The following is a 23,900-nucleotide window of genomic DNA, read 5'->3' as shown; positions in this document are numbered from 1 at the left end:
TAAATTTTCAGACAATTGTTGAAAAATGAGAAAACTTCTGGTAAAATAAGTCCAAGAACAAAAGAGGAGAAGTCTTTCATGAAAAAATATAGTCTACTCTTATTGAGTGTTGCTCTTTTAGCAGGGTGTGCGAATTCTACTAGCAAACAGTCGAGTCAAAAGACGCAAACCAGCTCAACGGTGCAGTTGTCAAAGGCTGACCAGAAGACCTTGGACAATGCGACAGCTGAATACAAAGACTTTGTTGAAATGCAAATTGACCAATTGCTCAAGGATACAGAAGGTTTCCGAGATACCCTAAAAGCTGGGAATTTGGAAGAAGCTAAAAAACAATATCCCTTGATCCGCATGGCCTATGAACGCTCCGAACCGATTGCTGAAACCTTTGGGGAGTCTGATGTGAAGATTGACTATCGTTTGGTGGACTATGTGGATGAAAATAAATCAGTAGAAGGCTGGTCTGGCTTCCACCGGATTGAACGCATCCTTTGGGAAAACAATACCACAGATGGCACTGACAAATATGCAGACCAACTGGTGAACGATATCAAGGAGTTGAAAGCTAAGATCGCAACCGTTGATGTGACTCCTGATGTGATGCTAACTGGGGCTGTTGATCTGCTCAATGAAGTGGCAACGCAAAAGATCACGGGTGAAGAAGAAGTCTTCTCTCATACAGATCTGTACGACTTCCGTGCCAATATTGAAGGAGCTGAAAAGATTTTCTCACTCTTTAAACCTTTGATTGAGAAAAAAGATGCCAAGTTGGTTAAAACCTTGGAAGCAGAATTCAAAAATGTCAATGATTTATTGGACAAACACATGACTGATGAAACAAATTACAAGTCTTACACAGATTTGACCAAGGAAGATACCAAAGAATTGGCCGAAGCGGTGACCAAACTTGGTGAACCGTTGTCTCAAATGGGTGTGATTTTAGATGGGAAATAAGAAAAATGGCTGACGAAAAATTTTTAGATAAAAAAATGGACCGTCGTGAATTTCTTAAAAAAGCAGGTATTGGAGGGGCTGGTCTAGCACTGGGCCTCTCTGGTGCATCTGCTTTTTTCGCTAATCAAGACAGTTCTAGTAAAAAAGCTTATGATGGGGATGAAGACATCTCCTTTTATGGCAAGCATCAAGCCGGGATTACGACGGCCATGCAGAAGGCTTGCTACTTGGTGGTGCTGGATCTTCACACGACGGACAAAAAAGAAGTCATCCAGCTCTTTAAAGACTGGACCGACTATAGTAGTAAATTAGTCGAAGGAGAATTGGTCAAAAAAGATGGTTCCAATGCCCTCTTGCCACCAACGGATACAGGTGAAACAGTGGGACTCAACCCCTATCGCTTGAGCCTGACGTTTGGGGTTTCAGCTTCCTTTCTAAAGAAACTGGGCTTAGAGTCCAAACGTCCCAAGCTCTTTCGTGATTTGCCTCCATTTCCAAAGGAGCAGTTGCAGGACAAATACACTGGTGGAGATATCGTCATTCAGGCCTGTGCCGACGATGAGCAAGTAGCCTTTCATGCGGTCCGAAATCTCATCCGCAAAGGTCGCAATACCATCACCATGAAGTGGAGCAAGTCCGGTTTTGCGGCGATTGGTGACAGAAAAGAAACGCCGCGTAACCTCTTTGGCTTTAAAGATGGAACAGCAAATGTTACGACGGAGAAGGACTTTGATAAGGTCGTCTGGACTGACAGTAAGGACTGGATGAAGGGTGGTTCCTATATGGCTCTTCGCCTAGTCCAAATGCACTTGGAAACTTGGGACCGGACCAATTTGCAGGAGCAAGAAAACACCTTTGGTCGCTACAAGGAGTCCGGCGCTCCATTTGGGAAAACCAACGAATTTGATGAAGTAGATTTATCTAAACTACCAGTAGATTCACATGTCCGTTTGGCCAAAGAAGTGGATCGTCCGATTTTACGGCGGTCCTATTCCTATTCGGATGGCATCAATGAACAGACTGGGCAATTTGATGCTGGTTTGATTTTTATCGCCTTTCAAAAAGATCCAAACAGTTTTGTTAAAATCCAAACCAATCTAGGTGCAGTGGATAAAATGAACGAGTACATCACCCATATTGGAAGTGGACTCTTTGCTTGCTTTGCAGGCGTAGAGAAAGGAGGCTACCTTGGTCAAGCACTCTTTGAATAAACTCTTGATCTTGTTAGGCATTCTTGCCTTGTTCTGGACTTATCCAGTAGCTGCGGAATCTTATAGCGATCTCTTTATCAAGATCACAGATGCAACAACCGCTGTAGAAAATAAGAACCAGGATAAGGCCAAGGAATTGATCGCTGAGATTCAGGCTGATTTTAAATCCAAGGACCACCATGATTCCAAGGCAGGAAAAAAAGTTAGCCAAGCTTTAGCTATAAAAGGGGAGATAACCAAAGAGGATATCACCAAGATCTCATCAGCCTTGCTAGCTTTTGAAAAAGAGCAAAATCCAGTCGATTTAGAGGCGGAAAAAGACAAACTCGTGAGTCGCCTCGCTCCTTATTTTAAGAACCTACAAGATGCCATTACAGCTAAGGATCTGGATAAAACCCGTCAAACCTATGCAGATCTTAATAATACCTGGACGCGAAACGAAGCGGTGGTAAGAGATCACAGCACAGCCTACTATGGCAAAATCGAGACGGCCATTTCCCTCTTGCGCAGTAGTATTGAAACAGAGCCTACCGATTTTACCAACATCCAGTCCTCTTATGACGACCTCAAAAATGGGATTGATGCCTTTGTAAAAGGAGAGGCCATTAGCAGTGCCAGTACGGATTTGACGCTGAACGATGGGATCAAGCTTTTGGAGAAGGCGCAAAGCCAATTCCAAGCTGGGGATGAAAAGTCTGCTGCAGCGACTATGAAGCAGTTCATCACGATCTGGCCAACTATCGAAGGGGATGTTAGCACGACCAATCCCAGTCTCTACACGCGCGTAGAAAGTGAATCCCCGGTCATTATGGTCAAGGGGAAAGAAAAGTCCTATCAAGAGAAATTACAAGCCTTGATCAAGGACCTGTCTGCGATCGATACTACAGCTTCTTACAACGCTTTTGATGCCATGTTGATTCTTCTGCGTGAAGGAGTAGAAGCGCTGCTGATTGTCATGGCGCTTGTGACGACCCTTAAGGCCGCTAAGATGAGGAAAGGCCTCAAATGGGTCTACGGTGGAGCCATTGCTGGTGTTCTTGCCAGTGCAGCGATCGCTCTTGTTTTGCAAGTAGCTTTTCCAGCCGTTACTTCGGGGGCTAACCGGGAAATCATTGAAGGTGGCGTTGGAATTTTCGCTGTGGTCATGATGATTCTCATAGGAATTTGGCTCCACAGCAAGTCCTCTGTCAAACAGTGGAATGCCTTTATGGACCGTCAGATGAAGACCGTGACGGCTACTGGAAGCTTTGTCTCGATGTTTGCCCTCAGTTTCTTAGCAGTCTTTCGTGAAGGGGCTGAGACCATTCTCTTCTATGTCGGGATCATTCCGCGGATTACAACCGCGAATTTCTTACTGGGAATCGGGCTTGCCATAGCCGTTCTCATCATCATTGCAGTGGCCATGACCAAGGCTAGTCAAGCTATCCAACCTCATCGAATCTTTTTCATTCTGACGTGGTTGATTTACGCTTTGGCCTTCAAGATGCTCGGTGTCAGCATCCACGCCCTGCAGTTGACCAATATCCTACCTAGCCATTTGGTCAATGGATTTCCAACCATCGATTGGGCGGGCATCTATCCAAGCTGGGAAGTTCTTCTTCCTCAGTTAATGTTTGTGGCTCTGATCGCCCTCATCACGGTGAGACAACATGGCAAAGAGTAGAGCAGATGAAATGACCATTGTTGAGCACTTGGTCGAATTTCGAAAACGATTGATCGCAGTGGTCTTATGTTATATTATCGTCTTCATCGTAGCCTTTGTATTTGGAGGAGAGCTCTACCAAGCCTTGACGGCTAGCCTGCATCAAAAACTGCTGGTGCTGGGACCGAATGATATCCTCTGGATCTATGTATCGCTGGCCAATCTCACAGCCTTTAGCCTGACCTTGCCCTTTATTGTCTACCAGATCTGGCAATTTGTAAGGCCGGCTCTGAAGGAGAAGGAGGCGCGTGCAATCTTTGCCTACATCCCAGCTAGCTTTATTTGCTTTGTGCTGGGGCTTGCATTTGGTTATTTCTTTGTCAGTCCAGCTATTTTAGAGGTCTTGATGCGTTTAGGAGAAGGGCTGTTTGATACCCAATTAACAGCACAAAATTATTTAACCTTCTTATGGCATACTACCTTGCCTTTAGGGGTCTTGTTCGAGTTACCAGTTTTGGTCGCTTTTCTGACCTCGATTGGACTTTTGACACCACAGTTTTTAATAACCTACCGACGTTACGCTTACTTTGTTCTGCTGGTCTTAGCCGTCGTGTTAACCCCTGCAGACTTTATCAGTGACTTGGCCATGACACTCCCTTTGATCCTCTTATTTGAAGTCAGTGTCGCCATCAGTAAAGTCATCTATTCAAGAAAAAGGAGAAACTAATGGGAATTTTACGTGATATTGGAGCACCAGGTTTGATCATCATCATCCTGGGCGCCCTCTTGATTTTTGGACCAAAACGCCTGCCTGAGTTGGGCCAGTCTATCGGCAAAATGTTTGCTGAATTTAAGACAGCTGTCAATAAAGGCAGTGAAGAAGCAGATCAAGACGCCAAAGAAGCTAAAGAAGAAAAAGAATAATCAGACAATTTTCAAAATTCTATTGAGTTCGATTGCATAAAAAGGTATAATAAGACAAGTACTTGCAATCGACGAAGGAGGAAACCATGATTATTACGATTTTGTCACTCATTTTCTATTTTAGCTATATCGGATTCTTATGCTGGTTGGTCGTAAAAATTGTCGAAAAATTGTTCAATTTCTTGTTGAACCGTTAATGAAGAAACAATCCATTTCACCCCGAGTGAGTGGATTTTTTGTGTCCAATTCAGTTAGAAAGATTCAAACAAAGAGGTTTTAACGGTCTCAGATTGAAGATAAAGTCATATAAAAAACTTTCCTTAAGTGAGTACGGACGTCAGCGAACTTATTAGAAGTTCCATGACTAAATCAAAATACAAAGGGCGTCTGCGGATAAAGTCAAAAGAGGAAATTAGAAAGCAAGTGAAACAACACAACAAAACCATCGTTTTACTGACTGTTTTGTTTATTGCTATGCTTTCCATTTAAATGTTTTTATATCTTTCAACTTCTAGTATTTCTTGTTACTAGTGATGGACTATATCGTTTGTTTTTCTTATTTATTTTATAAGAATGTTAAGCTTAATAGAAATACAGTAATTACAAGATTGTAATATATTCTGTTATAGCTTTATGTGGCATGGGTATAAATTGATATGACTTTTATTATCTATGGTATAATGAGATAAATTTGGAGTTGTAGAGGCGAGCATTTGGAAGAACATAGACCTGATTTTAGAGATATAAAATCATTTGAAGAATTTAACAGATACTACTGGTATCGAGAAGAGCTTTCACAAATTTGTAAGTACCTTGGATTAGAATACAGATGTACAAAAAAAGAATTAAATCATATTATAGAACAATATTTTAGGGGAAATAGAGTAGAAAAAGTTTTGAGGAAAAGAAACAAAAATCAAACCGAAATAATAACCCTAAATACATCATTACTTGAATGTGGGTTTTCCTTTAATCAGAAATTTCGTGATTATTTTTCAGCTGTAACAGGTGTTAATCCGTTTAAGTTTAATGCTGATATGGCAACTGCTTGGAGAAAAGTAAAACGGGACAACAACATAAATTTTACAATCCAAGATATGATTAAAATATACTATGGAGAGTCAGACTACGCCAAGTATGATAATTCAGCTTGCCAATGGAATCAATTTCTAAAAGACTTTTGTGCCGATGAATTTAGCAATCATTACTCCAACAAGTTAAAAGTTGCGGCTATCCTTTGGAATGAAGTTAGAGATTCAAAAAATAAAAAAATTTATTCACGGGGACTTCTAAAAGAATATAGCTACAAAATAGAGGAGTACTGTAAGTAAACAACTTCAAGTTTGTCGAACGGAATATAAAGTATTAAAGACGATAGCACTCTGTTTTTGCAGAGTGCTTTTTTGTTTTATAGAATATAAGAGAATGTGGGATACTTGCTTTCTCTGCTAGATGATCGAGCAGAGAAAGATTTATTAGATATGACATCAGTCAGCTAAACCCTTTTAGCTGGCTTTTTTGTTAGCGACTCGGTCATTAACTTGCTTGTCATAATATAATTCGGTATCATAGATATATAATGTTTGGTAAGTAAGTCCTATTGTCAGTTCGGAACAAGTAGATAGGAGAAGGGGAGAAAAAACTAGTGAATAAAGACCAATTGATAGAGAAACCAGAAATAAATATTGTTGGGGTTATTGCAAATCATCAGTTTAACTGGTATATTTGTTCAAACGAAATGTGGACAATGGATATCGATAAATATATTCAGGCATACCAGGAAGCAGGTCTGGATGTTGATTTCTCCTATTTACCTGAGATTCAGCAGAATCTTCATGTGATTACAAAAAGCAATCTTGAGAGCTACTTAGAAATGTATAAAGATGATTGGCTGAAGGTGACGGTTGAAGAATTGATCTCAATGATCAAACGTTCAATGGAAGAGGAGAACTTGAATTCAGAGATTATTCTGGAAGGAAAAGCCTTGCTTCCGGATCTTTTCATCGATTTTGATAAAGAAGAATTTTATTCAAACCATCTGGGGATGAAAAACTACGAAAGATATGTGCCAAACGGATGGAAGTTTTTTTCAGGACGTTTTGATCATTTGATCCCCAAAGAGGAGCAATATTGGATTGAAGAGACCAAGAAAACTGAAGGAACTAGTCTTCTATTCATATAAAAATAATACAGTTTAAAAGTATTTCATGAGACTGTGAAATGCTTTAAAATTTCGCCACATTTCAAATCTTTATATTCCGTTTCGTTAGGAATAGCGATGGAAAGCCAACCAAATATGCTATACTGAAGTAGATAGAAGGAGGAGCGACTGATGAGCAGAAAGTGGGTAAAGATCATTGCTATTTTAATTTTCATCCTATCCGGTAGTTACTTTGTCTACAATAAACTAACGAAGCCGAATCTTGGACCGAAAACAACAAAGCTCTATAAGCATGGTTTTCTTTTGCTAGAAGAACAAATCGGAACCTACATCAAAGAACACTATACTGGGATTGAGAAGATTGAGTTCTCCCCAATCTACGTTACTGAAGAAGGGTCAACATTCTCAAATGCCTATGTGCGTCCGACGATCTATGACAAGTATGGAAATAAAGCTACTCTGGGAGATAAAATAAAGAAATTTATTCCATTAAGTTATGGATTGATTTCAGACATTGTTCTTGATTTTGATGGAGGTGGCAATGAAGTCATTGAGTTACTGGACTCAAATGGCAAACCTGTAGACGTTTCAAATGAGGAGCATTTGCCTAAGAGAGCTATACTCACAGAGGCAAGTAGTACAGATGAAAATATTGAATTATTAGTAGAAGATGGTCAGTTAATAGGAGTCGTAAAGGATGATAAAGGAAGCCCTGGTGCAGAAATTGTTTATAATACGGAACTCCATAAAGGAGACGCGAGAGAGTAGCGCTAACCAATGAAATAGAATGAAAAAGAAAGGACAAAACACATGCAGTATTATTTTATCGGTGGCCTAGGTGGTAATAGCTACCATCTGGCTCCACTAATGGATGAGCTAGGCTTTCCTGTGACCTTTCTAGATCCATACAGAGAAATGATTCAGACAGAAAAAGATCTTCATGCTTGGTTTCAAGGTAAGATTGTACAAGATGAAGAGATCTCTTTATTGGGGCATTCCTTGGGTGGAGATTTGGCTCGCTATCTGGCTGCAGCGTTCCATCAAATCAAGGCTCTGATTCTCTTGGATGGGGGCTACCTGGATATGGAAAAGATCCTGCCTTTGGAGGAAGAACTAGATGGTACATCGTCCTTCATGCAGCAGCAAGTCTTTTCGACATTGGAAGAAGCCGTGTTAGCAGAATTCGGTGATGGAACAGATCCTACGCCTATAGCGAGAAAAGCAGTAGAGGCTAGCTATCGCTGGAATCCAGCGAGTGAACAATATGAATTAAATCTAGATCTAGAAAAAGTCTTGGCCTTATTGCGCTTGCGACGTAGCATCAAGGCTGACCAGATTTCACTTTCGGACAAGCCCGTCCTCTTTATTGGCCCTCGATACCAAGAAGAACCTGAATGGAGGAAAGCAGCTCTGAATCAACTAGATCCCAAGATCAAGCAAGTCTTGCTAGAAGACTTGGGGCACGAACTGTATACAGAGGCTCCCCAAGCCATCGCCATAGAAGTGAACAATTGGCTCCAAAATGTTCATAAATAAAACCTGTTCCTCTTTTTGAAACAGGTTTTATTTTGTAATTTCCGAACGTTATTTCCTATAAAATCATTCCCGTTGCATTAAGTCCGTATCTTTGGTATAATCTATCAAGGAAACGTCAAGAGACGTAGCGATGCGCTTGCGCATAGGTAGGTCAGTTTTTAGAAAAGAGATTTTTCAATCTATGTTAAATGAATTTCCTATTTTCGACTATGAAGATATTCAGTTGATCCCCAACAAATGTATCATCAATAGTCGATCTGAAGCAGATACAACCGTTCAATTTGGAAAGCATACCTTCAAGCTACCAGTTGTTCCAGCTAATATGCAGACGATCTTGGATGAGAATGTAGCAGAGCAGTTGGCGCGTGGTGGATACTTCTACATCATGCACCGCTTTGATGAAGCAGGTCGGATTCCTTTTGTCAAACGCATGCATGATCAAGGTTTAATCGCATCCATTTCGGTTGGTGTTAAGGAATACGAATACGACTTTGTGAGTCAATTAAAGGCAGATGCACCTGAGTACATTACCATTGATATCGCACATGGTCATGCGGATAGTGTCATTCGGATGATTCAACACATCAAGAAGGAATTGCCAGATACCTTTGTCATTGCTGGAAATGTTGGAACACCTGAAGCTGTTCGTGAATTAGAAAATGCGGGAGCTGATGCGACTAAGGTCGGGATTGGTCCTGGTAAGGTTTGTATCACCAAAGTGAAGACTGGATTTGGTACAGGTGGTTGGCAATTGGCTGCCCTTCGCTGGTGCTCAAAAGCAGCGCGTAAGCCAATTATTGCGGACGGTGGGATTCGGACCCATGGTGATATTGCCAAATCGATTCGTTTCGGGGCGTCTATGGTCATGATTGGTTCTCTTTTTGCAGGTCATATCGAAAGTCCTGGTAAAACAGTAGAGATCGATGGAGAGTCTTTCAAAGAGTACTATGGATCTGCTTCAGAGTACCAAAAAGGTGCTTATAAGAATGTCGAAGGCAAGAAGATTTTATTGCCTGCCAAGGGTCATTTGCAAGACACCTTGACAGAAATGGAACAAGATTTGCAAAGTTCGATCTCATATGCTGGAGGTCGGAGATTAGCAGATTTGAAACATGTTGACTATGTGATCGTTAAGAATTCCATCTGGAATGGCGATGCACACTAATTGAATTACTTATTTATTTCACGAATGGGCGTGATGTTTCTACAAGGTGCCGGAACACCTAACAATAAGTAAGTCGAGATAAATCCTTTTGTGAGAGGATATTCAAGGCTTGCTTTGCAGGCCTTTTTGTGTTTTGTGAATAAGTAACGGATTTTATAGAAAGTAGGAGGAAGTATGAAATTACTTGAAGAACGCATCTTAAAAGATGGCAACGTTTTAGGTGAGAATATCCTCAAGGTGGACTCCTTTTTGACCCACCAAGTGGATTTCAAACTCATGAAAGAAATTGGCCAGACCTTTGCGGACCGGTTCAAAGATGCGGGTATTACCAAAGTCGTAACCATTGAAGCGTCTGGGATCGCGCCAGCCCTTTATGTAGCGGAAGCACTAGATGTCCCTATGATTTTTGCGAAGAAAGCGAAAAACATTACCATGAATGAGGGCATCTTGACGGCTGAGGTTTATTCCTTTACCAAGCAAGTCACTAGTACCGTGTCAATCGCTGGTAAATTCTTGGATCCATCTGATAAGGTTTTGATCATTGACGATTTCCTTGCAAATGGCCAAGCAGCCAAAGGCCTGATTCAAATCATCGAACAAGCTGGTGCTCAAGTGGAAGCCGTTGGAATCGTCATTGAAAAATCCTTCCAAGATGGACGGGGATTGTTAGAAGAGTTGGGATATCCAGTTGTATCCCTCGCACGTTTGGACCGTTTTGAAAATGGTCAAGTTGTATTTAAGGAGGCAGACATCTAATGCAAAAACAAGAAAGCCATTCACAGGCATCCGTTCTAGGCTTGCAACACCTTTTGGCTATGTATTCGGGATCTATTTTGGTGCCGATCATGATCGCAAGAGCTTTGGGCTATAACGATCATCAACTAACCTACCTCATCTCTACAGATATCTTCATGTGTGGGGTAGCAACTTTCCTTCAAGTGCAACTCAATAAATACTTTGGGATCGGACTTCCAGTAGTCCTTGGAGTTGCCTTTCAGTCTGTAGCGCCTCTCAGTATGATCGGGGCTAGCCATGGTAGTGGTGCCATGTTTGGTGCCTTGATTGTCTCAGGGATTTATGTCATCCTTGTCTCTGGTTTCTTCTCTAAGATTGCCAATCTCTTCCCATCAATTGTAACGGGATCCGTTATTACCACCATTGGTTTGACCTTGATTCCAGTAGCGATTGGAAATATGGGAAATAATGCGCCAAAACCAACCGTTCAAAGCTTGATTTTGGCTGTAGTGACCATTCTCATCATTTTAGTTGTTAATATCTATACGACTGGTTTTATTAAATCCATTTCAATTTTGATTGGTTTGATCGCAGGGACTGCCATTGCGGCTTCTATGGGCTTGGTAGACTTCACACCTGTGGCTCAAGCACCAGTTGTTCACGTTCCAACGCCTTTCTTCTTTGGAGCTCCTAAGTTTGAAATCACCTCAATCGTCATGATGTGTATCATCGCGACAGTTTCTATGGTTGAATCAACAGGTGTTTATCTTGCACTTTCTGATATTACTAAAGATCCAATTAATAGCACGCGCCTTCGCAATGGTTACCGCGCTGAAGGGTTGGCCGTTCTCCTCGGTGGTATCTTCAACACCTTCCCTTACACCGGATTCTCACAAAACGTTGGCTTGGTGAAATTGTCTGGTATCAAGACTCGTCTTCCAATCTACTATGCGGCTGGTTTCCTTGTTCTTCTTGGTCTCCTTCCTAAGTTTGGTGCTTTGGCACAAATCATTCCAAGTCCAGTTCTTGGGGGAGCGATGCTAGTCATGTTTGGTTTTGTATCGATTCAAGGGATGCAGATCCTTGCGCGTGTTGATTTTGAACACAATGAGAACAATTTCTTGATCGCTGCTGTATCGATTGCTGCAGGGGTTGGTTTGAACAACAGCACTCTCTTCAACGGCCTTCCAACAGGATTCCAAATGTTCTTTGCGAACGGAATTGTCGTTGCCAGTGTCTTGGCGATCGTTCTCAATGCTATTTTAAACCGTAACAAACACTAATCTCACATGAACCGGAGGTCCTTGGATCTTCGGTTTTTTTGACTTTTAAAGAAACATATAGTAGAGTGGAAGAGGAGAAAATCTTATTTGATGAGAAGAGAGTTAGAATCATGTATGTAACCTATCACTTTAAAGAGCGCTTACGCTTGTTTTTGAGTCTATTTTTGCCGATTTTGATCTATCAATTGGCCAATTATTCGGCCAGCTTTGTCGATACAGCCATGACTGGTCAGTACCGGACCCTTGATTTGGCTGGTGTTTCTACAGCTACCAGTCTGTGGAATCCATTTTTTACTTTCCTGACAGGGATTGTCTCTGCGCTGACGCCGATTGTTGGGCATCATTTAGGCAAGGGAAATAAAGAACGGATTGCTGGTGATTTTTACCAATTCCTCTATATGTCATTTGGTATGGCCATTCTCTTAATAGGCTTTGTCTGGGGGATTGCGCCCATGATTCTCAAGCAGATCGGCTTAGAAAATGTTGTTGCTCAAATAGCCATTCGCTACTTATATTTACTTTCTCTAGGAATCTTACCCTTGTTGCTCTTTAGCATCGTGCGGACCTTCCTTGATACGTTGGGAATGACGCGTTTATCGATGTACTTGATGCTCTTGCTCTTGCCTTTGAATGCTTGTTTTAACTATATCTTGATCTATGGAGCTTTTGGCTTTCCTGAGATGGGAGGAGCAGGAGCAGGTCTTGGAACCTCTCTGGCCTACTGGGTCTTGCTGGCTATTGCAGTTTTGATCTTGTGCAAGCACCCTAAGGTAGCACCTTTCCAATTGTGGAAGCCACAGCCTTATGATTTTAAAGGGATGAAAGAAGTACTGCGCCTTGGGCTTCCAATCGGTGGAATTGTTTTTGCAGAAGTCATCATCTTCTCGCTGGTTGGTCTGTTGATGGCAAAATTCCCATCATTAACCATCGCCAGTCACCAATCAGCCATGAATTTTTCTACCCTGATGTATGCTTTCCCGGTTAGTATCTCAAGTACCATGGCGATTATCGTATCTTACGAACTGGGAGCAGGAAGACCAGAAGTGGTCAAACAATATTGCCGTTTGGGACGACTGACAGCCTTTGGATTTGCGATTGTCACTCTCGTCTTTCTCTATACATTCCGCTTCCAACTAGCAGGGCTATATGGCAAGGATCCAGTCTTTGTGCAGCAAACAGCGATTTTCATGACCTATAGTCTCTTTTTCCAAGTAGCCGATACCTTTGCAGCACCCCTACAAGGGATTTTGCGGGGCTATAAGGATACGACTGTTCCTTTCTTATTAGGCGTTTTTAGTTATTGGTGTATCTCTATCCCACTAGGGATTTTCCTTGATCATGTGACCAACTTGGGTCCCTATGCTTATTGGATCGGTCTTATTTCTAGCCTTGTCGTGAGTGGAATTTGTTACCAGCTTCGGCTCTGGCAAATCGAAAAAAAGCAAACAAACTAAAATGAAGTCTGGGAAACCAGGCTTTTTGTGTACCGTGAATATTATAAATTTTCTGAAAGTTCTTGACAATTGATGTCAAAGTGGTAAGATTATGAGGTAGAAATGAAGAACTAGAAGGAGAACAAGATGAGAAGTGATATGATCAAAATGGGGATCGACCGAGCACCAGCGCGTGGTCTCCTTTATGCAACAGGGCAAGTAAAATCAGCAAAGGATATGCAAAAGCCCTTTATTGCCATTTGTAACTCCTATATTGATATCGTTCCAGGCCATGTTCACCTGCGTGAGTTAGCTGATATTGCCAAGGAAGCTATCCGCGAGGCTGGTGGGATTCCTTTTGAATTTAACACAATCGGTGTCGATGATGGGATTGCGATGGGCCATATCGGGATGCGTTACAGTTTGCCATCTCGTGAGTTGATCGCAGATGCTGCTGAAACAGTCATCAACGCCCACTGGTTTGATGGTGTTTTCTATATTCCTAACTGTGATAAGATTACACCAGGAATGATTTTAGCAGCCATGCGGACCAATGTGCCAGCTGTATTTTGTTCTGGTGGACCTATGAAGGGTGGCGTTGACATGACGGGGCATCAGGCGACTCTCTCAAGTTTGTTTGAAGCTGTCGGTACTTATCAAGCTGGTGATATGGGCATGGATGAGCTGGATTTCTTGGAAAAAAATGCCTGCCCAACCTGTGGCTCTTGTTCTGGTATGTTTACTGCCAATTCCATGAACTGTTTGATGGAAGTATTAGGCCTTGCTCTTCCAGGTAACGGTACTATCCTAGCCGTTTCAGATGAACGCCGGGAATTGGTTCGCCAAGCGGCCAAACAATTGGTAGAGAATATTAAAAAGGGTATCCGTCCACGGGATATTGTGACCAAAGAAGCCATCGATGATGCCTTTGCGCTCGATATGGCCATGGGTGGTTCTACCAATACTGTGCTTCATACGCTCGCAATTGCGCGTGAAGCAGGGATTGACTATGATCTCAAAGATATCAACGAGATTGCCAAGAAGACACCTTATCTTTCTAAAATTGCCCCTTCAAGTGTTTACACGATGCATGATGTGCATGAAGCTGGTGGTGTTCCAGCCATTATCAATCAGTTGATCAAAAAAGGTGCCATTAAGGGTGATCGTATCACAGTTACAGGTAAAACCTTGAAAGAAAACGTAGCTGGTGCTGAAATCAAAAATGAAGAAATTATCCATCCAATTGAGCATCCGATTTCACCTGTAGGTGGTTTATCGATCCTTTATGGAAATATCGCTCAGGATGGGGCTGTTATCAAGGTCGGTGGGGTCGATCCATCTGTGACCACTTTCCGTGGTAAAGCTATTTGTTGTGATTCACAAGATCAAGCCCTTGAGTTGATTGACAATGGAACAGTCAAGAAGGGACATGTCGTTGTCATTCGTTACGAGGGTCCTCAGGGTGGACCTGGTATGCCAGAGATGCTAGCGCCAACTTCTAAGATTGTCGGACGCGGTCTTGGTAAGGATGTGGCACTGATTACGGATGGTCGTTTCTCAGGAGCTACTCGTGGGATTGCGATTGGTCACGTTTCTCCAGAAGCAGCAGAAGGTGGGAATATCGCCTTAATTGAAGATGGGGATGAAATCGTGATTGACCTACCAAATCGTACCCTTGATCTACTTGTCGATGATGCAACTCTTGCTGAACGTCGCAAACATTTGAAACCTTTCAAATCAAAAATTTCCAGCGGTTGGTTACGTCGCTATACAGCCTTTGCCAAATCAGCCAATGTCGGCGGAACCTTGATGAGTGACGAAGAATTCGAAGAACGGAAAGCAGAACGTCAAGCCCAAGAAAAATAAGAAAAAACCTTTCCTGCTATGTGATATCACAAGCAAGAAAGGCTTTTTTAGTGGAACCATTATTTGGTGCGCATTTCACCTTGAGGGAAGTAGGTTCCTTCAGGCATATCGTTAATGATGACGTGAACAGCTGACTGAGGAGCACCAGTATTGCGGACAACAGCTTCGGTTACTTCCTTGGCCAAGGCTTTCTTTTGTTCCAATGTGCGTCCTTCAAATAGGTCAATTCGTACAAATGGCATATGGCCACCTCCTAAATTTTTTATAGGACTATTTTATCACATTTTGGGATACAAAGCTTAGCAAAATTATGGTAAAATGATAATGAAACACATTTTAGAGAGAACAGAAGGAAAATGGCACAATTATATTATAAATATGGGACCATGAACTCGGGGAAAACCATTGAGATCTTGAAGGTGGCCCATAATTATGAAGAGCAAGGCAAGAGCGTCGTTATCATGACATCAGCAATCGACACCAGAGATGGAGTAGGAGTGGTTTCTAGCCGGATCGGTATGAAACGCGAAGCCGTTGCGATCGAAGAGGAAACCGATATCTTTGGCTTTATTAAAAACCAAACGATCAAACCTTACTGTGTCTTAATCGATGAAGCTCAGTTTTTGAAACGCCACCATGTCTATGACTTGGCAAGAGTCGTTGATGAACTGGATGTGCCGGTCATGGCTTTTGGCCTCAAAAATGATTTCCGAAATGAACTCTTTGAAGGTTCCAAACACCTCCTCTTGTTAGCCGACAAGATCGAGGAGATCAAAACCATCTGCCAGTACTGTTCCCGCAAGGCGACCATGGTTTTGCGTACCCAAGCAGGTAAACCTGTCTACGACGGAGAGCAGATCCAGATCGGTGGACACGAGACCTATATCTCCGTTTGCCGCAAACATTATTTTAATCCAGACATACCAACCGAAAGCGTCTAGAACGTTTTAGAGAGGATAATAATGTCTATTTGTTTAAAAGATATTACAATAGAGAATTATTTTGACGTTTTAAATCTAGAAGTTCATCCAAACCAAAGGAATTTTATTGCATCCAATTCCATTAGTTTAGCTGAAGCCTATGTATATGATAAAAATGGTGATTTTATAGCTCCCTTAGCAGTTTATGATAAGGAAGCATTAGTTGGTTTTGTTATGATTGCCTATGACCAGAAAATTGGGATCAGCAAGGGGAACTACTTGTTATTTCGTTTTATGATCGATAAACGATTTCAAGGTTTAGGCTATTTTAAACCGACTATGGATGCAGTCATTGACTTTGTTCGAACAGAGCCAGCTGGAAAAGCAACAAGTCTTTGGTTATCTTATGAACCGGAAAATAATCAAGCGAGATCTTGCTATCTCCATTATGGATTTAAAGAAACTGGCGAAGTCATAGAAAACGAAATTGTAGCAATCTATGATCTAACAACCAAGAATTAAGGAGCAAACATGAATATCTATGATCAACTACAAGCTGTAGAAGACCGATACGAAGAGTTAGGAGAATTACTGAGTGACCCAGATGTGGTCTCTGATACCAAACGCTTTATGGAGCTTTCAAAAGAAGAAGCTTCCACCCGTGACACGGTGACAGCTTACCGTGAGTACAAGCAAGTCCTTCAAAACATTGTTGACGCTGAGGAAATGATTAAAGAAGCAGGCGGAGACGCTGATTTGGAAGAAATGGCCAAGCAAGAGTTAAAAGATGCTAAGGCTGAAAAAGAAGAGTACGAAGAAAAACTGAAGATTTTACTTCTTCCAAAAGATCCAAACGATGACAAGAACATTATCTTGGAAATCCGTGGAGCAGCAGGAGGAGACGAAGCACAATTGTTTGCTGGCGACCTCTTGCAGATGTACCAAAAATACGCGGAAAGCCAAGGCTGGCGTTTTGAAGTCATGGAAGCTTCCTACAATGGCGTTGGCGGGATTAAAGAAGTCGTAGCCATGGTTTCTGGTCAATCGGTTTATTCAAAACTCAAGTACGAATCTGGTGCCCACCGGGTACAACGGGTTCCTGTGACAGAAAGCCAGGGTCGTGTCCATACCTCTACAGCAACCGTTCTGGTCATGCCAGAAATCGAAGAAGTCGAGTATGACATTGATCCAAAAGACCTTCGGATTGACATCTACCACGCATCTGGTGCGGGTGGACAGAACGTCAATAAGGTCGCTACAGCCGTTCGAATCGTCCACTTGCCAACCAATATCAAGGTCGAGATGCAGGAAGAACGGACACAACAGAAGAACCGCGAAAAAGCCATGAAGATTATCCGTGCGCGTGTGGCTGACCACTTTGCTCAGATTGCCCAAGACGAGCAAGACGCTGAGCGGAAGTCTACTATCGGGACTGGTGACCGTTCAGAGCGGATCCGGACTTACAACTTCCCTCAAAACCGTGTGACCGATCACCGGATTGGCTTGACCCTTCAAAAATTGGACACCATCCTATCTGGTAAATTAGATGAAGTGGTCGATGCTTTGGTCTTGTATGATCAAACACAAAAACTAGAAGAGTTGAACAAATAATGTTGTTGGGACCATTATTAGCCCAGTATGAAGAAGAATTAATAGCCGTTGGAGAGGAAGCAGAAAGCCTCTCCTTCGCGTATCGAGCTTTAAAAAACTGGACTTTTACAGACATTGTCCTTGCCTTGCAAAAAGAAGTGGAAGTAGAGGATCAGGCCTTGCTTGAATCCATCTTTGAGCAGTTGAAATATCACGTCCCAGCCCAATATATTATTGGCAGTGCAGAATTCTGTGGCCATATTTTTACAGTGGATGAGCGCGTGCTGATTCCACGCCCAGAAACAGAGGAGTTGGTGGCTCTAATTCTCGAAGAAAACGATGAGAAAGCCTTACGAGTTCTGGATATTGGTACAGGAAGTGGTGCTATCGCTATTAGCTTAGCCCTTGCTAGACCTGCCTGGCGGGTTCAAGCTAGCGATGTATCAGAAGAGGCTTTAGCCCTGGCTCAAAAAAATGCCAAGCAGCTAGAAGCAGTCCTTGCCTTCAAGTCGTCAGATGTACTGGACGAACTAGAAGGTCCTTATGACCTGATTGTATCCAACCCTCCCTATATCTCTCGGGATGATGTAGAAGAGGTTGGAGCCAATGTTTTAGCCTCTGAACCCCACTTAGCTCTTTTTGCGGATCGTGATGGATATGCCATCTACGAAAAGATTGCCCAGCAAGCACCAAGTGTTTTAACACCAGATGGAAAGATTTACCTAGAAATTGGCTATAAGCAAGGAAGCAAGGTAAAAGAGCTTTTTCAAGAGGCATTTCCCGACAAACGCGTTCGCGTTCTGAAAGACCAATTTGGACAAGATAGAATGGTAGTAGTAGACAATGGATCACATTGAGAAAGAATTAGAAGCAGGACGTGCGGTTATTCTGCCAACTGAAACAGTCTATGGTATTTTTGCCAAAGCTTTGAATCAAGAGGCAGTCGATTATATATACGAGTTAAAACGTAGACCTAGAGACAAGGCTCTGAATTTAAATGTAGCCGATGAAAAAGCGATTCGACTTTATTCGAAAAATCAACCTAGTTATTTAACAAAACTGGTTGATTCATTTTTACCAGGACCTCTGACTATTATCCTTCAGGCGAATGACAAGGTACCTGGCTGGATTCATTCAGGATTGGATACAGTTGGCTTCCGTATTCCGGCTCACCCAAAAACGTTGGAATTAATTCGTAAGTACGGTCCTTTGGTTGGTCCCTCGGCTAATCTTTCAGGTCATGCAAGTGGAACAAAGTATGAGGCTATTGTAAGCGAATTTGATCAAGTGGTTCCTGGTATAGAGGATGATGACTTCTTGACTGGCCAAGATTCAACTATTTTGGATATCTCTGGTTCTAAAGCCAGGATTTTGCGGCAAGGTTCGATTACACAAGCTGATTTGCTTGCACAAGTGCCAGAGCTTTCCTTTGAGGATGATAAACTTCCTCAGTGATAATGTACATAAATAATTTTTTATAAAGGAGTAGACCTATGATTTTTGATAAAGAAGATTACAAAGCCTATGATGCAGACCTATGGAATGCGATCGCTAAAGAAGAAGAGCGTCAACAAAACAATATTGAATTGATTGCTTCTGAAAATGTCGTCTCTAAGGCAGTGATGGCTGCTCAAGGGTCTATTCTGACCAATAAATATGCCGAAGGCTATCCTGGTCGTCGTTACTATGGCGGGACAGATGTGGTCGATGTGGTCGAAAGTCTCGCGATCGAACGGGCCAAAGAAATCTTTGGCGCTAAATTTGCGAACGTTCAACCGCATTCAGGAAGTCAGGCAAACTGTGCTGCCTATATGGCCTTGATTGAGCCTGGTGATACCGTCATGGGGATGGATCTAGCTGCCGGTGGACATTTGACGCACGGAGCTTCTGTGAGCTTCTCTGGTCAAACCTATAACTTTGTGTCTTATAGTGTAGATCCTGAAACAGAGCTCTTGGATTTTGATGCCATCTTAAAACAAGCCCAAGAAGTGAAGCCAAAACTCATCGTTGCTGGTGCCTCAGCCTACTCTCATATCATTGATTTCTCTAAATTCCGTGAGATTGCAGATGCAGTAGGAGCTAAGCTCATGGTTGACATGGCCCATATTGCTGGTCTCGTGGCAGCGGGTCTCCATCCAAGTCCAGTTCCTTATGCCCATATCACGACAACGACCACTCACAAGACCCTTCGTGGCCCTCGTGGAGGCCTGATCTTGACTAATGATGAGGAGTTAGCTAAGAAAATTAACTCTGCTATTTTCCCTGGTATTCAAGGAGGACCATTGGAGCATGTCGTTGCAGCCAAAGCTGTCGCTTTCAAAGAAGCGTTGGATCCTGCCTTTAAAGAGTATGCAGCCAACGTGATTAAGAACAGTCAGGCCATGGCTGATGTCTTCTTGCAAGATCCTGATTTCCGCGTCATCTCAGGCGGAACAGAGAACCACCTTTTCCTTGTCGACGTCACTAAAGTCGTTGAAAATGGGAAAGTGGCGCAAAACTTGTTGGATGAAGTCAATATCACCCTCAACAAGAACTCTATTCCTTATGAAACCTTGTCTCCATTTAAGACCAGTGGGATTCGGATTGGTGCAGCAGCCATCACCGCTCGTGGTTTTGGTGAAAAAGAAAGTCGCACCGTTGCTGAAATGATGATCAAAGCGCTGAAGAATGCGGACAAGCAAGAAGTATTAGACGAAGTACGTAGCCAAGTCAAAGCCTTGACAGACGCCTTTCCACTTTACGAGGACTAAACCATCTTATGGATATTTACGTAAAAAAAGCCATCATTCATCAATTTAGCCCTGACGATACCGATCTCTATCTAGCAGATAAATTTCTCAATATCACACCTAAAATTGAGGAATACTTGCGCAAAAAGATTGAACGGGTCTACTCTGATGAAGCCAGGACCGGTATTTTCGAAGAGGACAATCCTTTTCTTGAGATGATTTCAGATGACCTATTAGAAACTTCGGTAGCAGTAGCGAATCGCTGGAAGGAAGAATTTGTCGTCTCTGAGAATCAAAAGACCAATGATTTGGTGTTCATTCAATTCTCAAAAGAAGGGGTGGACCATTTTGCCTTTCTTCGGATTGCCTTACGGGAAACCCTGACGCATCTTGGTGGTGAAGTGGATAATCCGATTAAGCTGACGCAAAATAATCTACCTGGTTTTGGCACTGGTGCTGATGAGGCCTTGGTCATCAATCTTCAAAGTCGCAAATACCACTTGATTGAAAAACGGATCAAGTACAACGGGACGTTCTTGAACTATTTTTCTGAGAATCTGTTGCAGGCGCAACCCAAGATCTCTCCTAAAAAATCGATCAAGGCGCTAGAAAAAACAGCCCAGAAGATTGCGGAAAGCTTTAACACAGATGATTTTCAATTTCAATCAAAGGTTAAAACTGCTATTTTTAACCATATTGAGGAAGAAAATAAACTCTCTCCAGAGAAATTAGCGGATGATCTCTTCGACGACAATCTGACAGCTCGCCTCAGTTTTATTGACCAAGTTAAAGAAGCTGTACCAGAGCCTGTCACCTTTGAAGAGATTGATGCAAGTCGCCAGTTGAAGAAGTTCGAAAATCAGAAATTGTCATTGTCCAATGGAATTGAACTGATCGTTCCGAATAATGTCTATGAAGATGCAGAATCTGTTGAATTTATTCTAAACGATAACGGAACCTATTCTATTTTGATCAAAAATATTGAGGATATACAGAGTAAATAATGATTAAACGTATAGTGAAGATCTTCTTATTCATCTTACTAATATTTGGAATCTACAAGGGAATTCAGATCCACCATGATGTCAAACAAGTCATGCAGTACCGCTCCCTGGTTAGAGAAGTCCTTGCTGAGGAGGACACCACGGCCAATGAAAACCTCATTCTTGCTATGATCTATACGGAGACCAAAGGTCGAGAGGACGATGTCATGCAGGCAAGTGAGAGTGCAAGTGGTGAAACCAATACCATTAGTGATAATAAGGCCAGTATTCGCCAAGGTATTCAGACTCTTTCAGATGAGTTAAAAGAAGCCAAGAAAAAAGGCGTTGATAGCTGGACAGCCGTTCAAGCCTATAATTTCGGGAAAGACTACATTGATTATGTGGCTAAACACGGTGGGACAAATTCCCTAGAGTTGGCCCGAGCTTATTCACGGGATGTAGTAGCGCCAAGTCTTGGCAATGTAACCGGTGAAACTTATCTTTACCTCCACCCTATCTCTCTTTTAAACGGGATGGAACTCTACATTAATGGGGGTAACATTTATTATTCTCGCTTAGTAGAAACCAATATGACGATTATGAAGTTATTTTCATGGTTTTAATCATTTTAAAGAGAGCCGCTTGGCTCTTTTTTTAAGCTGATCAGTTCTGCCTCCGGTTTTTAGGGAAAATAAAAATGTCATGCATTCTTAAAAAAACTGTAAGCTAGTTTTAAGAAATCAACTGTATAATGAAAATCGAAGTGGGTAAATTCTTTATTTACTTCTTTTTTCATCTCTAGTGAGGTGAGAAAGGTAATATGAGATACCCAGAGATAATTTGAATTAGAAAGAAGAAAAAGATGAAATTAAAGAAGATTGCATTGTTTGTAACGACGACTTTGGCTTTGTTTACAGCTGTCCCACGTGTTTCTGCAGATAGCAATGTGCAGAAAGTCGTCGATGAAACCTATGTCAAACCAGACTATGTTTTGGGCTATTCGCTGGACCAAAGTCAAATCGAACAAACCTTGAGTCTCTTGAACTACGATAGTTCAAAAGATAAAGAAGAGTGGAAGACCATGACACCAGAGGTTTATTCTTCGATTATGAACGTTGCCAACGATGATAGTTTGGAACTTTATTCCTCTGTTAAAATTCAAAAATTAGGCAAAAATAAGCCACTAGAAGTGAATATCGTGACACCTCAAAATATCACCAAGGTCACTGCAGATATGTATCGTAATGCAGCCGTTACACTTGGATTGGAGCATGCTCAAATTACAGTAGCTTCCCCTATCCAAGTGACCGGAGAAAGTGCCTTGGCTGGGATCTATTACTCGCTTGAGAAAAATGGTGCCAAAGTTTCTCAAGAAAGCAAAGATCTGGCCCAAGAAGAGTTAAAGACTCTATCCGGGATCAATGAAGAAAACGCTGGTAAGAAAAACTTCGATGCGGATAAGTTAAACGTAGCATTGACCGACATTAAAACCGCAGTAGCCAATGCCAAACAGAACAATCAGGATTTAAGCAAAGATGATATTCGAAAGATCGTCGAAGAAACCCTGAAAAATTATAAGCTGGACACAACTGTGACGGGTAACCAAATCAATTTGATCGTGAATTTCGCAGTAAACCTCTCAAAGAGTAGCATCGTCAGTAGCAAAAGCTTTACGAAGACCTTGTCGGACTTGAAAGATAGTATCGTAGACAAGGCAGGCGATACCTTTAATAATATCAATCTCAATTTTGATACCAATGCTATTCTAAAAGACAGTGGGAACTTCTTCACAAATGCGTGGAATGCCATTGCCGGCTTCTTCGGAGCCATCTGGAATGCAATTGTTAAATTCTTTAGTGGCTTAGTTGGATAAATGAAAAAAAATAGAGCACTCCTGACAACCTGAAAAAGATTACATTCCTTTTTGGGAAAGCGATCTAAAGTTCTATAAAAGTAGCATTGGAGCCAAAATTCCACCGAATATAAAATAGGCACAAAAAAAGCACATAGCTGAAAGATTTTACAATCTTAAAGTTATGTGCTTTAACAATGTAAATATTGTTTTGTGCAGATAATCAATTCAATAGATAATCACATATTTTAACAACAGCAATTCCGTTTATAACAAAATTACATATAAAATGTGACGTCATTGTAACATAGATGTTTTTGGTTTTAATGTAAGATATGCTTAAGGGGAAAGCCCATATCATGCATAAGAAAACTCCCCAAATTGAAAATGTGTGTTCTAAAGCATATGCAAACATGCTAAACAAGGTTGTCAAAATTAACATTTTCCCATTTTTAAAAGATATAAGGTTCTTTCTATAAAACACCTCTTCTACGATTGGTGGCAGTATTATTGTAGATGCTGCAAATAGAATAAGTTTTAACCAATTATCCGCTTTCAAATGAATCATTTCCGTACTAAGATATGGGAACATATTTTCTAAGATATTTGTAAATACGAAAGCAAGACAAAAGAATAATGTCGTCAATATAACCTGTTTCCAAAAAGCAATCCCCCCTTTTATAGAAGCTATCCACTCTTTGATTAAAAAATCTTTTCCTAACCAGAAATATATTGCTAAAATTATATAAAACAAAAAATTGATGTATATATAATATCCTTGAAATAGCAAGCATGCTAATATAAACAGTACTTCAGCAATAATTGGAAAGATATTTATTTTGATATATTTATTGTCCATCTGCACGTCCCAAATTACCTTTCACACTATTTCCACAAAAGCCTTCCACCATATCAGTGG

General features: G+C 41.6%; 25 protein-coding genes and 1 riboswitch. Of the genes, 23 read left to right on the top strand and 2 right to left on the bottom strand.

All coding sequences use genetic code 11. The features are described from left to right. Positions 1–78 precede the first annotated feature (78 nt). From efeO to ilvD, 14 genes are all read left to right on the top strand, one after another. On the top strand, positions 79–951 hold the full coding sequence (efeO, locus tag QM870_RS06435) for an iron uptake system protein EfeO (RefSeq protein WP_414369100.1): 873 nt from the start codon (positions 79–81) through the stop codon (positions 949–951). Positions 952–956: 5 nt separating this feature from the next. Next, entirely contained in the window at positions 957–2,162 is a 1,206-nt protein-coding gene (gene efeB, locus QM870_RS06430) for an iron uptake transporter deferrochelatase/peroxidase subunit (RefSeq protein WP_013903545.1), read from the top strand. Then, positions 2,140–3,825, top strand: a complete 1,686-nt coding sequence (locus QM870_RS06425; protein ID WP_414369098.1) for an FTR1 family iron permease — start codon at positions 2,140–2,142, stop codon at positions 3,823–3,825. Before efeB ends, QM870_RS06425 begins: the two co-directional genes overlap by 23 nt. Further along, complete coding sequence (gene tatC / locus QM870_RS06420) at positions 3,812–4,531, top strand: twin-arginine translocase subunit TatC (protein WP_201087620.1); 720 nt, start codon at positions 3,812–3,814, stop codon at positions 4,529–4,531. Before QM870_RS06425 ends, tatC begins: the two co-directional genes overlap by 14 nt. Further along, on the top strand, positions 4,531–4,728 hold the full coding sequence (locus QM870_RS06415; RefSeq protein WP_023918087.1) for a Sec-independent protein translocase subunit TatA/TatB: 198 nt from the start codon (positions 4,531–4,533) through the stop codon (positions 4,726–4,728). The genes tatC and QM870_RS06415 overlap by 1 nt, the downstream gene beginning before the upstream one ends. Positions 4,729–5,441: 713 nt before the next feature. Continuing rightward, a complete protein-coding gene (locus tag QM870_RS06410) occupies positions 5,442–6,059 on the top strand; it encodes an SAP domain-containing protein (RefSeq protein ID WP_023918090.1) in 618 nt (205 codons plus the stop codon). A 314-nt stretch (positions 6,060–6,373) separates the two neighbouring features. Next, complete coding sequence (locus QM870_RS06405; protein WP_023918092.1) at positions 6,374–6,910, top strand: hypothetical protein; 537 nt, start codon at positions 6,374–6,376, stop codon at positions 6,908–6,910. 150 nt (positions 6,911–7,060) lie between these two features. Further along, positions 7,061–7,657: a hypothetical protein gene (locus tag QM870_RS06400; RefSeq protein ID WP_023918094.1), complete on the top strand. Its 597-nt coding sequence runs from the start codon at positions 7,061–7,063 to the stop codon at positions 7,655–7,657. 42 nt (positions 7,658–7,699) lie between these two features. Next, positions 7,700–8,425, top strand: coding sequence for an alpha/beta fold hydrolase (locus QM870_RS06395; RefSeq protein WP_414369095.1), 726 nt, complete (start codon positions 7,700–7,702; stop codon positions 8,423–8,425). A gap of 181 nt (positions 8,426–8,606) precedes the next feature. Next, on the top strand, positions 8,607–9,590 hold the full coding sequence (gene guaC / locus QM870_RS06390; RefSeq protein ID WP_414369093.1) for a GMP reductase: 984 nt from the start codon (positions 8,607–8,609) through the stop codon (positions 9,588–9,590). Beyond that, positions 9,580–9,675, top strand: a riboswitch (purine riboswitch). It overlaps the preceding gene by 11 nt. 89 nt (positions 9,676–9,764) lie before the next feature. Beyond that, the gene (locus tag QM870_RS06385) at positions 9,765–10,346 is read left to right on the top strand and encodes a xanthine phosphoribosyltransferase (RefSeq protein ID WP_414369091.1); all 582 of its coding nucleotides are present in this window, start codon (positions 9,765–9,767) and stop codon (positions 10,344–10,346) included. Beyond that, positions 10,346–11,608 (top strand): nucleobase:cation symporter-2 family protein, encoded by a 1,263-nt coding sequence (locus tag QM870_RS06380; protein ID WP_414369089.1) that lies wholly within the window; start codon positions 10,346–10,348, stop codon positions 11,606–11,608. The genes QM870_RS06385 and QM870_RS06380 overlap by 1 nt, the downstream gene beginning before the upstream one ends. Before the next feature lie 110 nt (positions 11,609–11,718). Continuing rightward, on the top strand, positions 11,719–13,062 hold the full coding sequence (locus tag QM870_RS06375) for an MATE family efflux transporter (protein ID WP_129299274.1): 1,344 nt from the start codon (positions 11,719–11,721) through the stop codon (positions 13,060–13,062). A gap of 126 nt (positions 13,063–13,188) precedes the next feature. Continuing rightward, positions 13,189–14,907: a dihydroxy-acid dehydratase gene (gene ilvD / locus QM870_RS06370; RefSeq protein ID WP_414369086.1), complete on the top strand. Its 1,719-nt coding sequence runs from the start codon at positions 13,189–13,191 to the stop codon at positions 14,905–14,907. Positions 14,908–14,966: 59 nt separating this feature from the next. On the opposite strand, the gene QM870_RS06365 is transcribed toward ilvD, so the two are convergent. Next, complete coding sequence (locus QM870_RS06365; RefSeq protein ID WP_001117401.1) at positions 14,967–15,149, bottom strand: 4-oxalocrotonate tautomerase; 183 nt, start codon at positions 15,147–15,149, stop codon at positions 14,967–14,969. 114 nt (positions 15,150–15,263) lie between these two features. On the opposite strand from QM870_RS06365, the gene QM870_RS06360 reads away from it, so the two are divergent. The 9 genes from QM870_RS06360 to QM870_RS06320 all read left to right on the top strand — a co-directional run bounded on the left by QM870_RS06360 (position 15,264) and on the right by QM870_RS06320 (position 23,002). Beyond that, positions 15,264–15,848: a thymidine kinase gene (locus QM870_RS06360; protein ID WP_023918101.1), complete on the top strand. Its 585-nt coding sequence runs from the start codon at positions 15,264–15,266 to the stop codon at positions 15,846–15,848. A gap of 21 nt (positions 15,849–15,869) precedes the next feature. Next, positions 15,870–16,349 (top strand): GNAT family N-acetyltransferase, encoded by a 480-nt coding sequence (locus tag QM870_RS06355; RefSeq protein ID WP_155169212.1) that lies wholly within the window; start codon positions 15,870–15,872, stop codon positions 16,347–16,349. 9 nt (positions 16,350–16,358) lie between these two features. Next, positions 16,359–17,438, top strand: coding sequence for a peptide chain release factor 1 (gene prfA, locus QM870_RS06350; RefSeq protein WP_003007273.1), 1,080 nt, complete (start codon positions 16,359–16,361; stop codon positions 17,436–17,438). Next, a complete protein-coding gene (gene prmC / locus QM870_RS06345) occupies positions 17,438–18,274 on the top strand; it encodes a peptide chain release factor N(5)-glutamine methyltransferase (protein WP_414369084.1) in 837 nt (278 codons plus the stop codon). Before prfA ends, prmC begins: the two co-directional genes overlap by 1 nt. Continuing rightward, positions 18,261–18,872 carry an L-threonylcarbamoyladenylate synthase gene (locus QM870_RS06340; protein WP_150906069.1) on the top strand — a complete coding sequence of 204 codons (612 nt, stop codon included), beginning with the start codon at positions 18,261–18,263 and terminating at the stop codon, positions 18,870–18,872. Before prmC ends, QM870_RS06340 begins: the two co-directional genes overlap by 14 nt. A 38-nt stretch (positions 18,873–18,910) precedes the next feature. Beyond that, complete coding sequence (gene glyA, locus QM870_RS06335; protein ID WP_195529454.1) at positions 18,911–20,167, top strand: serine hydroxymethyltransferase; 1,257 nt, start codon at positions 18,911–18,913, stop codon at positions 20,165–20,167. Between the two features lie 8 nt (positions 20,168–20,175). Next, a complete protein-coding gene (locus tag QM870_RS06330) occupies positions 20,176–21,150 on the top strand; it encodes a nucleoid-associated protein (RefSeq protein WP_414369082.1) in 975 nt (324 codons plus the stop codon). Continuing rightward, the gene (locus QM870_RS06325; RefSeq protein ID WP_003007284.1) at positions 21,150–21,752 is read left to right on the top strand and encodes a lysozyme family protein; all 603 of its coding nucleotides are present in this window, start codon (positions 21,150–21,152) and stop codon (positions 21,750–21,752) included. The genes QM870_RS06330 and QM870_RS06325 overlap by 1 nt, the downstream gene beginning before the upstream one ends. A gap of 239 nt (positions 21,753–21,991) precedes the next feature. After that, positions 21,992–23,002 (top strand): DUF1002 domain-containing protein, encoded by a 1,011-nt coding sequence (locus QM870_RS06320; RefSeq protein ID WP_414369080.1) that lies wholly within the window; start codon positions 21,992–21,994, stop codon positions 23,000–23,002. A 202-nt stretch (positions 23,003–23,204) separates the two neighbouring features. Here the strand turns inward: QM870_RS06320 and QM870_RS06315 are convergent, their stop codons facing one another. Then, a complete protein-coding gene (locus QM870_RS06315) occupies positions 23,205–23,840 on the bottom strand; it encodes a CPBP family glutamic-type intramembrane protease (protein ID WP_414369078.1) in 636 nt (211 codons plus the stop codon). Positions 23,841–23,900 lie beyond the last annotated feature (60 nt).

This window comes from Streptococcus parasanguinis, from assembly GCF_047463195.1.
Lineage (GTDB): Bacteria > Bacillota > Bacilli > Lactobacillales > Streptococcaceae > Streptococcus > Streptococcus parasanguinis_R.
Note: the sequence above shows the minus strand (reverse complement) of the source record. Positions and strands in the feature narration are given on the sequence as shown.